Source organism: Okibacterium fritillariae (assembly GCF_052783725.1).
In genome coordinates this window covers 73602-86356 of record NZ_CP199917.1, presented here as the reverse complement: position 1 = coordinate 86356, position 12755 = coordinate 73602, and the positions used below count along the sequence as shown (strand labels likewise).

The 12755-nt window shown below is 68.7% G+C and carries 11 protein-coding genes and 1 tRNA gene; 4 read left to right on the top strand and 8 right to left on the bottom strand.

Translation table 11 applies throughout. The annotated features are described in order from the left end of the window. Positions 1–22: 22 nt before the first annotated feature. Positions 23–1120, top strand: a complete 1098-nt coding sequence (locus tag ACUWEX_RS00400) for an aquaporin (RefSeq protein ID WP_200811456.1) — start codon at positions 23–25, stop codon at positions 1118–1120. Here the strand turns inward: ACUWEX_RS00400 and ACUWEX_RS00395 are convergent. The 8 genes from ACUWEX_RS00395 to ACUWEX_RS00360 all read right to left on the bottom strand — a co-directional run bounded on the left by ACUWEX_RS00395 (position 1084) and on the right by ACUWEX_RS00360 (position 9914). Continuing rightward, complete coding sequence (locus ACUWEX_RS00395; RefSeq protein ID WP_079726335.1) at positions 1084–1788, bottom strand: response regulator; 705 nt, start codon at positions 1786–1788, stop codon at positions 1084–1086. The two genes, ACUWEX_RS00400 and ACUWEX_RS00395, sit on opposite strands and share 37 nt — an antisense overlap. Then, positions 1785–4322 (bottom strand): ATP-binding protein, encoded by a 2538-nt coding sequence (locus ACUWEX_RS00390; RefSeq protein ID WP_445996732.1) that lies wholly within the window; start codon positions 4320–4322, stop codon positions 1785–1787. The genes ACUWEX_RS00395 and ACUWEX_RS00390 overlap by 4 nt, the downstream gene beginning before the upstream one ends. Before the next feature lie 7 nt (positions 4323–4329). Continuing rightward, positions 4330–4935: a potassium-transporting ATPase subunit KdpC gene (gene kdpC, locus ACUWEX_RS00385; RefSeq protein WP_445996731.1), complete on the bottom strand. Its 606-nt coding sequence runs from the start codon at positions 4933–4935 to the stop codon at positions 4330–4332. Positions 4936–4994: 59 nt separating this feature from the next. Further along, a complete protein-coding gene (kdpB, locus tag ACUWEX_RS00380) occupies positions 4995–7280 on the bottom strand; it encodes a potassium-transporting ATPase subunit KdpB (RefSeq protein ID WP_445996730.1) in 2286 nt (761 codons plus the stop codon). A gap of 2 nt (positions 7281–7282) precedes the next feature. Next, a complete protein-coding gene (gene kdpA / locus ACUWEX_RS00375; protein WP_445996729.1) occupies positions 7283–8956 on the bottom strand; it encodes a potassium-transporting ATPase subunit KdpA in 1674 nt (557 codons plus the stop codon). Then, entirely contained in the window at positions 8956–9045 is a 90-nt protein-coding gene (locus tag ACUWEX_RS00370) for a potassium-transporting ATPase subunit F (protein WP_143785249.1), read from the bottom strand. The genes kdpA and ACUWEX_RS00370 overlap by 1 nt, the downstream gene beginning before the upstream one ends. A 410-nt stretch (positions 9046–9455) precedes the next feature. Next, positions 9456–9689 carry a DUF3072 domain-containing protein gene (locus ACUWEX_RS00365; RefSeq protein WP_077054599.1) on the bottom strand — a complete coding sequence of 78 codons (234 nt, stop codon included), beginning with the start codon at positions 9687–9689 and terminating at the stop codon, positions 9456–9458. A 141-nt stretch (positions 9690–9830) separates the two neighbouring features. Beyond that, positions 9831–9914, bottom strand: a tRNA-Leu gene (locus tag ACUWEX_RS00360). A 201-nt stretch (positions 9915–10115) separates the two neighbouring features. Between ACUWEX_RS00360 and ACUWEX_RS00355 the strand changes: the two genes are divergently transcribed. Genes ACUWEX_RS00355 through ACUWEX_RS00345 form a run of 3 tightly spaced genes read left to right on the top strand, consistent with a single transcriptional unit; the run spans position 10116 to position 12711 of the window. Then, positions 10116–10868 carry an FhaA domain-containing protein gene (locus ACUWEX_RS00355; RefSeq protein ID WP_445996728.1) on the top strand — a complete coding sequence of 251 codons (753 nt, stop codon included), beginning with the start codon at positions 10116–10118 and terminating at the stop codon, positions 10866–10868. Then, complete coding sequence (locus tag ACUWEX_RS00350) at positions 10865–11458, top strand: FHA domain-containing protein FhaB/FipA (protein ID WP_079726328.1); 594 nt, start codon at positions 10865–10867, stop codon at positions 11456–11458. The genes ACUWEX_RS00355 and ACUWEX_RS00350 overlap by 4 nt, the downstream gene beginning before the upstream one ends. Positions 11459–11463: 5 nt before the next feature. Continuing rightward, complete coding sequence (locus tag ACUWEX_RS00345; protein WP_079726327.1) at positions 11464–12711, top strand: Stp1/IreP family PP2C-type Ser/Thr phosphatase; 1248 nt, start codon at positions 11464–11466, stop codon at positions 12709–12711. Positions 12712–12755: the final 44 nt, after the last annotated feature.

The following is a 12755-nucleotide window of genomic DNA, read 5'->3' as shown; positions in this document are numbered from 1 at the left end:
TTGATATTCTAGAGTAGAGAATATGAGCTACCCTGATGCGCCCCAACCCGCGACCCCTCAGCCCCATACCTCGGCCAAACTCCTCGCCGAAGCCGCCGGCACGTTCCTGCTCGTCTTCGCGCTGACCGGCACGGCCACGTTCTCGGCCTTCTTCGGCATCGAACCCTCGAACCCCCTCGGTGTCGGGTTCCTGGGTGTCGCCCTCGCGCTCGGCCTGGCCGTCATGATCGGCGCCTACACTTTCGGCCCGATCTCGGGCGGCCACTTCAACCCCGCCGTCACGCTCGGCCTCGCGGCGGCACGCCGCTTCGCGTGGCGCGAGGTCCCCGCCTACATCGCGGTGCAGCTGGTCGGAGCAATCGCCGGTGCGGCTGCCGTCCTGGCGATCGCCTCGGGCGGGCCGCTCGGCTACCTCGAGCGCACGCTCGTCGACGGGTTCGCGTCCAACGGCTACGGCGAGCTCTCGCCCAACCTGTTCTCGCTGTTCTCGGTCGTCATCGTCGAGGTGGTCGCCACGGCGCTGTTCCTTTTCGTCATCCTGGGGGTCACGCACGCCCGAGCCAACGCCGGGTTCGCGCCCATCGCCATCGGGCTCACCCTGACCGTTCTGCTGCTCGTCGCCATCCCTATCGACAACGCCTCGCTCAACCCGGCCCGCTCGCTCGCAACCGCCATCTTCGCCGGCACGCCGTGGCTCGTGCAGGTCTGGGTGTTCCTCGTCTTCCCGAGCCTCGGCGGGCTCATCGCGGGCTTCGTCTACTCGACCCTGTTCGACCGCGAGAAGATCGCATCGGATGTCGCGCCCGCCGTCGTTCGGCTCGAACCCGCCGCCCCGCAGCCGGCGCCCGCGGCCACCCCCAGCGCAACGGCGTCTATCCCCGCCGCCGCTCCCGGAGTACCCGTCGCTTCGGCACCCTCTCAGGAGCCCGCGTCCAACCCGTCCCCGGTGTCTGCCCAGCCAGCCGCCGCGACGGCGGCGCCCCAGGCCCCCGGCGCTCCAACTGCCGCCGCTTCCCCGACTCCGCCTGCTCCCCCTGCTCCCCCGGCTCCCCCGGCTCCCCCGACCATCCACCCCGGAACGGCCTACGGCTCGACGCCCCCATCCGGCGCGAAGCGATAACCCATGCCGGCCTCGGTGAGCAGATGCCGGGGTCGGGATGGTTCGGCCTCCAGCTTCTTGCGCAACTGCCCCATGTAGAGGCGCATATAGCCGGTGTCCTCGGTGTGGTGCGGCCCCCATACCTCGGTCAAGAACGCGTCGCGCGTCACGAGCTTGCCGGGATTGCGCAGCAGCAACTCCAGGATCTTCCACTCGGTGGGTGTCAGGCGCACGGGCGTCGATGTTCCGTCGCCCCCGCGCCGCACGATGTGTTTGGCCGCGAGGTCGACGCGCACGTCTCCGAACTCGATGACGGGTTCGTCGGCCGCGGTCGGCTTGCGCCTCGTCAGGGCCCGGATGCGCGCCAATAACTCGTCGATCGAGAACGGTTTGGTCACATAGTCGTCGGCTCCGGCATCCAACGCGTCGACCTTGTCGGCGGCGCCCGTGCGACCCGACACGACCAGAATGGGCACCTCGCTCCATCCGCGCACCCCCTCGATCACGTCGATGCCGTCGAAATGGGGCATGCCGAGGTCGAGCATGATGAGATCCGGATGCTGCTCGATGGCGGCGTTGAGGGCCTCGCGCCCGTCGGCGGCCGTCACGATCTCATAGCCGCGGGCGCCCAGGGTGACGCGCAGCGCCCGCAGGATCTGCGGGTCGTCGTCGGCGATCAGAATCTTCACGGGGTGTCCTCTTTCGGTACCGGCTGGGCGTCTCGGGCGCCGGGTTCGCAGCCGAGCTCCGCCGCGGGCAACGCCACGATCATGGTGAGCCCGCCGCCCGGGGTGTCTTCGGCCTCGAGGGTTCCGCCCATCCCCTCGACGAATCCCTTCGACAGCGCCAGCCCCAAGCCCAGGCCCGTGCTGTTGTCGGTGTCACCGAGTCGCTGGAACGGCACGAACACGTCGGCGCGGCGGTCGGCCGGAATGCCGGGGCCCTGGTCACTCACGCGGATCTCGACCCGCCCCCCGAATGCGCTCCCCGCCACGCGCACGCGGCTGCCCTCGGGCGCATAGCGCACGGCGTTCGACAGCAGGTTCACGACCACGCGTTCGAGCAGCACCTGGTCGGCAAGCGCCGCGGGCAGGCCGCCCGGCAGGTCGAGTTCGACGTCTCCCGGGCCCAGATCGAGCTCGTCGAGCGCCGGCAGCACGGCCTCGGCCACATCGGTCGGTTGCAGCGACACCGCGAGCACCCCGGCCTCGACCCGGCTGACGTCGAGCAAGTTGGTCACCAGCACGGCCAGCGATTCGAGGCTTTCGGATGCCGTGGCGAGAAGTTCGTCGCGATCGGCCGCCGTCCACGCGACCTCGGTGGAGCGCAGTCCGCTGACGGCGGCGGTCGCAGCGGTGAGCGGTCGGCGCAGGTCGTGCCCGACGGCCGCGAGCAGGGCGCTGCGCATGCGGTCCGCCTCGGCCAGCGAGCCCACCACGTCGGCGGTCTCGGCGAGCGCGTTGTGTTCGAGCGCCTGGTCGATCTGCGTGGTGATGACGCTCAGCAGGCGGCGCTCCGAGGCCGCGAGGTCGGGGCCGTGCAGCTCGAGGATGGCGCGTTCCCCGACCGGCATGGTGGTGACGCGATCGTCGGCGGCCGGTTCGCCGTCGGTGGTGAGCACCGTGTGGCTCGAGGCATCCAGCAGTCGCACGCCCGTCAACGAGAAGGCCTCACGGGTGCGCGTGACGAGGGCCTGCAGGGCGTCCTGGCCCCGCAAGACGCTGCCCGCGACCGTGGCGAGAAGCTCGGATTCGGCGGCCGAGCGGCGCGCCGATCGACTACGCCGGGCCGCCTGGTCGACGACCACGCTCACCAGCACGGCGATGACGATGTAGAGCAGCAGGGCGAGCAGGTGCAGCGGGTCGCCCACCGTCACGGTGTAGAGCGGCTGCACGAAGTAGTAGTCGAGCGTCAGCCCCGAGAGCAGCGCGGCGAAGAGCGCCGGCCAGATGCCGCCGACGAGGGCGACGACCACGACCAGCAATTGGTAGGAGAGGACATCCGAGGTGATCGATTCGTCCGACCGGAATTGCACGAGCAGCCACGTGAGCAACGGACCACCCGCGAGCGCCACGAGCGCACCCATGATGCGGCGCTTGGGGCTGAGCGACCCGCCGAGCCCCGGCAGCGTGAACCGCGAGCCCGCGGCCCCGTGCGTCACGATGTGCACGTCGATGTCACCCGATTCGCGGATGACGGTCTGCCCGATGCCGGGCCCCGTGAACGCCGCGGCCAACCGCGAGCGCCGGCTCACCCCGATGACGAGCTGTGTGGCATTGGACGCCTTCGCGAAATCGACCAGGGCCCGCGGAACGTCTTCGCCGATCACCTGGTGATACGTGCCCCCCAGCGTGTCGACGAGCGCGCGCTGTGCCGCCAGGGCCCCGGGCTGCGCGTCGCGCAACCCGTCCTGGCTGATCACGTGCACGGCCAACAGTTCGCCCCCCGACGACCGGGCCGCGATGCGGGCCCCGCGGCGCAGCAGGGTCTCCCCCTCGGGCCCGCCCGTCAGCGCCACCACCACGCGCTCGCGCGCCTCCCACTTGTGGTCGATGCCGTGCTCGCGGCGATACCGCTTGAGCGCGCTGTCGACCTCGTCAGCCAACCACAGCAGCGCCAGCTCCCGCAGCGCCGTGAGGTTGCCGAGGCGGAAATAGTTCGACAGCGCGGCGTCGATGCGTGCGGCGGGATAGACGAGCCCGCCCGACAGGCGATCGCGCAGCGCCTCGGGCGCCAGGTCGATGACCTCGATCTGGTCGGCGCCGCGCAGCACGGCGTCTGGAACCGTTTCGCGCTGCGGCACACCCGTGATCTGTTGCACCACGTCGTTGAGCGATTCGATGTGTTGGATGTTCACGGTCGACACCACATCGATTCCGGCGTCGAGCAGCACCTCCACGTCGTGCCAGCGCTTCTCGCGGTCATCGCCCGGCGCGTTGGTGTGCGCCAATTCGTCGACCAGGGCCACATCCGGATGCCGCGCCAGCACCGCCTGCGTATCCATTTCGTCGAGCTCGACACCCCGATGCCCGACCTGTCGTCGCGGCACCACCTCGAGCCCGTCGACGAGTGCGGCGGTGGCCGTGCGGCCGTGGGTCTCGACGATGGCCACGACCACGTCGACGCCCTGCTGCTGCAGCCGATGCCCCTCTTCGAGCATCGCGAACGTCTTGCCCACGCCGGGAGCGGCGCCGAGCAGCACCCGCAGCCGCCCACGTTTCATCAGGTCATCAACCCATCTCGGCGACAGCGGCGTTGAGCTGCAGCACGTTCACGGTCGGTTCGCCGAGGTAGCCGGCATCCCTTGCCTGAATCTTAGACTCGACGAGCGCCCGCACGTCGTCGGAGCTCAAGCCGCGCTCGTCGGCGACCCGCTGCACCTGCAACAGCGCGTATTCGGGGCTGATGTGCGGGTCGAGACCGGATGCCGAGGCCGTCAGCGCGTCGACCGGCACCTCGCCGGCCGGCACACCGTTGAAGTCGGCCACCTGCGCGCGACGCTCCTCGATGGCCGCGATCAGGTCGGCGTTCTCGGGCCCGAGGTTCGAGCCCGAGGAGGCCGCCGAGTCGTAGCCGTCGCCCGCGGCGCTCGGCCGGGGCTGGAACCACTCGGGCAGCGGGTTGCCGTCGGCGTCGCTGAATGACTGCCCGATGAGCGCCGAACCGACCGTCTGACCGCCGACCTCTTCGAGCGATCCGTTGGCCTGGGCCGGCAGCGCGCCCTGCCCGATGCCGAGGATCACGAGCGGGTAGGCGAGGCCCAGCACCACCGTGAAGACGAGCATCGCTTTCACCGCCACCCAATACTGTTTCGCTGCGTTCCGGGCCTGGCCCATGATTCCTTCTTCTTTCTGGATGTCTGTGACTGAGTGTGTGTGAGGGCGGCCGGGGCCGGCTAGAACCCGGGAATCAGGCTGACGATCAGGTCGATCAGCTTGATTCCGATGAACGGCGCGATCACGCCGCCGAGACCGTAGATCAGCAGGTTGCGGCCGAGGATGCTCGACGCACTCGCCGCGCGATACTTCACGCCCCGGAGCGCCAGCGGGATCAACGCCACGATCACCAGCGCGTTGAAGACGATCGCCGACAGGATGGCCGAGGCCGGCGAGCTGAGCTGCATGATGTTCAGCACCGCGAGGCCCGGGAAAACGCCCGCGAACATGGCCGGGATGATGGCGAAGTACTTGGCGATGTCGTTCGCGATCGAGAACGTGGTCAGCGCGCCGCGCGTGATGAGCAGCTGCTTGCCGATGCGCACCACGTCGATGAGCTTCGTCGGGTCGGAGTCGAGGTCGACCATGTTGCCGGCCTCTTTCGCCGCCGAGGTGCCCGTGTTCATGGCCACACCCACGTCGGCCTGCGCGAGCGCGGGGGCGTCGTTGGTGCCGTCGCCCGTCATGGCGACGAGGTTGCCACCCTCCTGCTCGCGGCGGATGAGTTCGAGCTTCTGTTCGGGCGTCGCCTCGGCGAGCACGTCGTCGACACCGGCCTCGGCGCCGATGGCCTTGGCCGTGAGCGGGTTGTCGCCCGTCACCATCACGGTGCGGATTCCCATGGCGCGCAGTTCGGCGAAGCGTTCCGCGATGCCCTCCTTGACGACGTCCTTGAGGTGCACGACGCCGAGGATGCGGGTGCGGGGTGCCGCAGCATCCGCCGAGGCTTCGCGCACGGCGACGACGAGCGGTGTTCCACCCGACTGCGAGATGCGGTTGATCTCCTTGTCGAGGCGCCCGGCCACGCCGGGGTTCACCTCGCCGGTCTCGCGCACCCAAGCGAGCACGGCCGAGCCGGCGCCCTTGCGGATCTGTTCGCCCGACGGCAGGTCGACGCCCGACATGCGCGTCTGAGCGGTGAACGGCACGACGACGGTTCCCACCTCGAGCGCGGCGCCGTCCTCGCGCGATCCGAGCCCCTCGTTGCGGGCCAGGTCGACGATCGACTTGCCCTCGGGGGTCGGGTCGGCGTCAGAGGCGAGGGATGCGGCATCCGCCAGTTCGCCGAGCGTGACACCGTCGAGCGTCACGAACTCGGTTGCGCGCCGGTTGCCGTAGGTGATGGTGCCGGTCTTGTCGAGCAGCAGCGTGGTCACATCGCCCGCGGCCTCGACGGCACGACCCGACAGCGCCAGCACGTTGCGCTGCACGAGGCGGTCCATGCCGGCGATGCCGATGGCCGAGAGGAGCGCCCCGATGGTGGTCGGGATGAGGCAGACGAGCAGGGCGATCAGCACGGGCACGCTCACGGCCGCGCCCACATAGGACGCGATCGGGTTGAGCGTCAGCGCGACGATCACGAACACGATCGACAGGCTGGCGAGCAGGATGTTGAGGGCGATCTCGTTGGGCGTCTTCTGCCGGGACGCGCCCTCGACGAGACCGATCATGCGGTCGACGAAGGTCTCGCCGGGTTTCGACGTGATGCGCACGACGATGCGGTCGCTCAGCACGCGGGTTCCGCCCGTGACGGCGCTGCGGTCGCCGCCCGATTCGCGCACGACGGGGGCCGATTCGCCCGTGATGGCCGATTCGTCGACCGAGGCGATGCCCCAGACGATGTCGCCGTCGCCCGGGATCGACTCGCCGGCGCGCACGATGACCGTGTCGCCGAGGGTGAGATCGGCTGACGACACCTTCTCGGTGGGGGCGTGTTCGGCCGCGGCATCCGCGTCGGCGTCATAGCTGGTGACGCGTTCGGCCACGGTGTCGGTGCGGGTCTGACGCAGGCTGTCGGCCTGGGCCTTGCCGCGACCTTCGGCCACGGCCTCGGCCAGGTTGGCGAAGAGCACGGTCAGCCACAGCCACACGGCGATGGCCCACGTGAAGCCGCCGGGCACGCTCTGGCCGCCCGAGGTTCCCACGCCGCCCACGAAGGGTTCGGCGATCGCGATGAGCGTGGTCAGCGCCGCGCCCACCTCGACGATGAACATGACGGGGCTCTTCCACATGAGGCGCGGGTCGAGCTTGCGGAAGGCGCCGGGCAGGGCCTGGACGAGTTGCGCGGGCGAGATGGCGCCGACGCGGGGGGCCGGGGCTGCGCCATCCGATGCCTTCTTGCCGCGGCGGTGCGGCGCGCCGAGCTGCCGGGGTGAGCCGTCAGCGTGCGTGCCGTCGGCGAGAGCGTGGCCGTCGTGCGCGCCGTCGGCGGCCGGGGCGTTCTCGATCGTGTTCGAGCTGGACATGTTTATGACAACCCTTCCGCCAGGGGACCCAGCGCGAGTACGGGGAAATAGGTGAGTGCGGTGACGATGACCGTCACGCCGACGAGCATGCCGACGAAGAGCGGTCGGTGCGTGGGCAGCGTTCCGGCGGTCGAGGGCACCTTGTCCTGCGCCGCGAGCGAGCCGGCGAGCGCCAGCACGAGCACGATGGGGATGAATCGGCCGAGCAGCATGGCCACGCCCAGGGCCGTGTTGAACCAGGGCGTGTTGGCCGTCAGCCCGGCGAAGGCCGAACCATTGTTGTTGGCGGCCGATGTGAAGGCGTAGAGCACCTCGGAGAGGCCGTGCAGGCCGGGGTTCCAGATCGATGTGCCCTCCACGTTTCCGCGAACCGCCGGGATGGCGAAGCTGAGCGCCGTTCCCGCCAGCACGAGAGTCGGTGTGACGAGGATGTAGAGGCTCGCGAGCTTGATCTCCGTGGGCCCGATCTTCTTGCCCAGCAGTTCGGGCGTGCGGCCCACCAGCAGGCCGGCCACGAAGACCGCGATCACGGCGAGGATGAGCATGCCGTAGAGGCCGGAGCCCACGCCGCCGGGCGCCACTTCGCCGAGCATCATGTTGATCATGGGCATCATGCCGCCGACGCTCGTGTAGGAGTCGTGCATCGAGTTGACGGCACCCGTCGACGTGAGCGTGGAGGTCGAGCCGAACAGCGTCGACCCGATGATGCCGAATCGCATCTCCTTGCCCTCCATCGCCCCGCCCGCGAGTTGCGGTGCGGTGCCGGCTCCCCCGAGTTCGAGCAGCGTCAGGGCCGTGAACGACACCAGGAAGATGGATGCCATGGCGGCGAGAATGGCGTAACCCTGCTTGTTGTTGCCCACCATGCTCCCGAAGGTGCGCGGCAGGCTGAACGGGATCACCAACATGAGGAACACCTGCACGAGGCTGGTCCACGCGGTCGGGTTCTCGAACGGATGCGACGAGTTCGCGTTGAAGAACCCGCCTCCGTTCGTGCCCAGCATCTTGATCGCCTCCTGTGAGGCAACCGGCCCGCCCGGGATCGACTGCGTGTTGCCCGCGAGCGTGTTCACATCGGTGAACCCGTTCAGGTTCTGGATGACTCCGCCGGCGATGAGCACGACCGCAGCCACGGCGGCAAAGGGCAGCAACAGGCGCAGGATGCCGCGGCTGAGGTCCACCCAGAAGTTGCCGATGGTGCCCGAACGGCGTCGCGCGAAGCCGCGCACCAGGGCGATGGCCACGGCGATGCCGACAGCCGCGGAGACGAAGTTCTGCACGGCGAGACCGGCCAGCTGCACGCTGTAGCCCATGGTCACGTCGGGCGAATACGACTGCCAGTTCGTGTTGGCCACGAACGAGGCCGCCGTGTTGAACGACAGGTCCTCGGGGATGGCGGGGAACCCGAGCGAATACGGAAGCACCGCCTGCGCGCGCTGCAGCACGTAGACGAAGAGCAGCCCGATGAGCGAGAAGGCGAGCACGCCGCGCAGATAGGCCTGCCAGGTCTGCTCGGAGCGGGGGTTCACGCCGATGAGCCGGTAGAAGCCGCGCTCGACCCGCAGGTCGCGATCGGAGGTGTAGATACGCGCCATGTATTCGCCGAGGGGCTTGTACACGAGCACGAGTGCCGCCACGAGCGTGGCGACCTGAAGGATGCCGAACCACGTGTCCATCAGAAGCGCTCCGGTTTCACGAGCGCCCACACAAGGTAGCCGATGGCGGCGACAGCCAGCACGGCCGCGAGGACGTTGAAGACGATCACAGTCGCTCGACCCCCCGGGCGACCAGGGCGACGACCGCGAAAAGCACGATCACGCCGACGATATAGAGAACGTCGAGCACGGCAAGACTCCATCCAGACTTCCTGCGCGCACCTCGCGGCACGCGGGCCCCTGTTCGGCGCCAGAGCCATCAGACACCCGCCCGCACCTCGCCTAAACGATCCTCACGTTTTCCTCACGCCCCCTCCCCCACCCCTCACGAAACCAGAACGCTCGGCCCGAACGCGCGCCCGTCACGCTGCCCCGTCCCGCCTCCGCCAAACTGTCTCGAGCAAGATGTTCCACGTGAAACGTCCTCCTCAGCCCGCTGCTCGGGACGCGGCGAGCACAGAAAAGCGCCCGCCCTGCCTTCTCGGCAGAACGGGCGCTCTATATAAGGAGTCGGGCGGTGTTACTCGCCGCGCCCCGTCTTCTTCTGCAGGCGATCGATGTGCTCGGATGCCTCGGCCTTCGTCATATCGGCCGACAATTCTTCGTCGGCCTCGCGGGCCAGCGTGTCGAGGTAGCTCTTCTGCGCCTCGGTGATCGGCTCGTCGCCTGTCACCCAGTCGCTCGGATCTTTGCTCGCGCTCGTGTCGGCGTCGGCTCCCCGACCGCCCAGGGTCTCACCACTGTTGTCTGTCATGCCCCCATGCTAAATCGCCCCACCGACATCCCCCAGGCCCTTGCGCATCGCGCAATCCGTCGCACGAACATGCGGCGCCATGAATGATAGAAGGCCCGGCCGGTCTCCCGGTCGGGCCATCATCTCACTGCGTACGATCTGTGCGCGAGGGGGGACTTGAACCCCCACGCCCTTTCGAGCACTGGCACCTGAAGCCAGCGCGTCTGCCAATTCCGCCACTCGCGCGATCGCGACACGCGAACGTGTCAACTCAGCGAGATTAGCACGTAGACTTCCTCCGCGCCATTTGGCGCAGGAGCCGCCGCGAGGCGGGTCGCAAATAGCCCCCGTCGGGCCGCGTTTCCGCTGCTCTGAACGCGTCTCTCAGTACATCCCACTAACATGTCCCTAGCCGTTTGAGCACGCATTTATTGGATCGGGAGACCCGTGGGCATACTGGACAACTTCGAGAAAGGTCTCGAGCGCGCCGTCAATGGCGCCTTCGCGAAGACCTTCCGCTCGGGGCTGCAGCCCGTCGAGATCAGCTCCGCCCTCAAGCGCGAGCTCGACACCCGCGCGGCCGTCGTCACACGCGAGCGCATCCTGGCCCCCAACCGCTTCCGTGTGCGCATGGCCACGACCGATCTCACGCGCATGCAGGGCCTCGGCCCGGCCCTCATCGACGAGCTCGTCGACGTTGTTCAGTCGCACGCCACCAAGCAGGGCTACCAGTTCGCGGGCGGCGTGCGCATCGACCTCGCCGCCGACGAAACGTTGTCATCGGGCATGGTCCAGGTCGATTCGCAGAACGTGAAGGGCCAGGTCAGCTGGACTCCCGTCCTCGACGTCAACGGCAAGCGCTACCCGATCACGCAGAGCCGCACGGTCATCGGCCGCGGCAGCGACGCCGACATCACGATCGACGACTCGGGCACGAGCCGCAAACACGTCGAGATCCTGTGGGATGGCACCAACGCCCAGGCTCGCGACCTCGGTTCGACCAACGGCTCCGAGCTCAACGGCCGCCCGTTCTCGCAGGCCGCCCTCGAGCCCGATTCGGCCATTCAGATCGGCCGCACGCGCATCATCTTCCGCATCCTGCCGCAGTCCGACGACGCGGGCCGCGCCAGCGCTGGCCGCGCCGACGACGTGACCCGCCTCAACGATGTGAACGACGGTTTCTGGGGGCCCGGCCGATGAGTGAACTGACTTTCCTGGTGCTGCGCATCGCCTTCCTGGTGCTGCTGTGGCTGTTCGTGTTCGGTGTCGTCTACGCGCTGCGCTCGGACATGTTCGGGCAGGGCACGCGCAAACCCGCCGACGCCAAGGGTGCGCGCGCCTCGGGTTCGCCCGCCGCAGCCGGGGCAGCCGGTGCCGGTGCGGGGGCAGGTCTCGCGGCCGCGAGCGCCGCCGCAGCCACGGCTAGCAAGCCGAAACCGCGCCAACAGGCGGCAGCGCCGGTCGCGAGCGGCCGCCGACATGAGGCCGCCACCATCCACAACACCACCAGGCTCGTCATCACGGCGGGTCCGAAAGAGGGGCTCGAGGTGCCCCTCGGGCGCGAGCCGCTCACCATCGGGCGATCGAGCGACTCGACGCTCGTCATCCGCGACGACTACACCTCCTCCCACCACGCCCGTCTCCTGCTCTGGAACGAAGACTGGATGGTGCAGGACCTCGACTCGACCAACGGCACCTATCTGGGCGGCAAGCGCATCGCCTCGCCCACGCAGATCACGCTCGGCACCCCGATCAAGGTCGGCGCGACGACATTCGAGCTGCGACGGTAGACACAATGGCCTCAGGCAACAGCGCGGCGATCTCCCATGTGGGCAAGATCCGCTCGAACAACCAGGATTCCGGATATGCCGGAAACCGCTTGTTCATGGTTGCCGACGGCATGGGCGGGCACGCGGGCGGCGACGTCGCCTCGGCCATCGCACTCAAGCGCATCATCGAGGCGGATGTCCCCTACGAAACCGCCGCTGAAGCCGAACTCGCGCTGCAAGAGGCCATCACGGCGGCCAACGGTGAGCTCGCCGACACGGTTTTCGAGCATCCCGAGCTGACCGGCATGGGAACGACCGTCGACGCCATCGTGGTGGTCGGCGACGAGATCGCTCTCGCCCACATCGGCGACTCGCGCATCTACCTCTACCGCGACGGCGAGCTGTCGCAGATCACGGTCGACCACACGTTCGTGCAGCGGCTCGTCGACTCGGGCCGCATCACGGCAGAAGAGGCAATGGTGCATCCGCGCCGCTCGGTGCTCATGCGCGTCCTGGGCGACGTCGATTCGGCGCCCGAGATCGACACGCAGGTGCTGATGACGCACCCGGGCGACCGCTGGTTGATCTGTTCGGACGGCCTATCGGGGGTCATCGACAACGACTCCATCAAGAAGGCGCTGGCCGAAGAGATTCCGGCCCAGCAGGTGGCACAGAAACTCGTCAAGGACAGCCTCGACCACGGGGCGCCCGACAACGTCACCGTCGTGATCTACGACGTGGGCGCCGAGCCCACGCCGGCCGCGACATCCCCCGTCGTCGTCGGTTCGGCCGCCAAACCGCTCGCCTTCGAGTCGAACGAGCCGCGCCGCACGGGCTTGCTGCCGTCGCTGCGCCTGCACTCGGGCCGCGCCACGCCCTCGGGCCCCAGCCACTTCGAGTCGGCCGCCGAGGACTACTACGACGAGCTGATCGAAGAAGATGCACGCCGCGCCAAACGGCGCCGGCTCACATGGTTGGTCGGGTCGATCGTCATCGCCCTCGCGATCATCCTCGCCGTTCTCCTGGCCTACGCGTGGACGCAGACCCGGTTCTACGTCGGGTCGGACACCAACACGGTCGTGATCTACCAGGGCATCCAGCAAGACGTCGGGCCCATCTCGTTGTCGCACCGGTATGAAGACACGGGCGTGCCCCTGTCGCTGCTCTCCACCTACGACCGTCAGCAGATCGAGGGAACCATCAGCGCCGAGTCGCTGAAGGACGCCAAAGACATCGTCTCGAGGCTGCGCACCACGGCGGGGGGCACCGAATGACCGCCGCCGACAACACGCCCACGGTGGGCGTCAACCGCGCCTCC

Excerpts from the sequence above, each read along its gene's own strand:
- ACUWEX_RS00400 (WP_200811456.1), top strand. The coding sequence starts at position 23 with ATGAGCTACCCTGATGCGCCCCAACCCGCGACCCCTCAGCCCCATACC.
- ACUWEX_RS00390 (WP_445996732.1), bottom strand. The coding sequence starts at position 4,322 with ATGAAACGTGGGCGGCTGCGGGTGCTGCTCGGCGCCGCTCCCGGCGTG.
- kdpC (WP_445996731.1), bottom strand. The coding sequence starts at position 4,935 with ATGGGCCAGGCCCGGAACGCAGCGAAACAGTATTGGGTGGCGGTGAAA.
- kdpB (WP_445996730.1), bottom strand. The coding sequence starts at position 7,280 with ATGTCCAGCTCGAACACGATCGAGAACGCCCCGGCCGCCGACGGCGCG.
- kdpA (WP_445996729.1), bottom strand. The coding sequence starts at position 8,956 with ATGGACACGTGGTTCGGCATCCTTCAGGTCGCCACGCTCGTGGCGGCA.
- ACUWEX_RS00365 (WP_077054599.1), bottom strand. The coding sequence starts at position 9,689 with ATGACAGACAACAGTGGTGAGACCCTGGGCGGTCGGGGAGCCGACGCC.
- ACUWEX_RS00350 (WP_079726328.1), top strand. The coding sequence starts at position 10,865 with ATGAGTGAACTGACTTTCCTGGTGCTGCGCATCGCCTTCCTGGTGCTG.
- ACUWEX_RS00345 (WP_079726327.1), top strand. The coding sequence starts at position 11,464 with ATGGCCTCAGGCAACAGCGCGGCGATCTCCCATGTGGGCAAGATCCGC.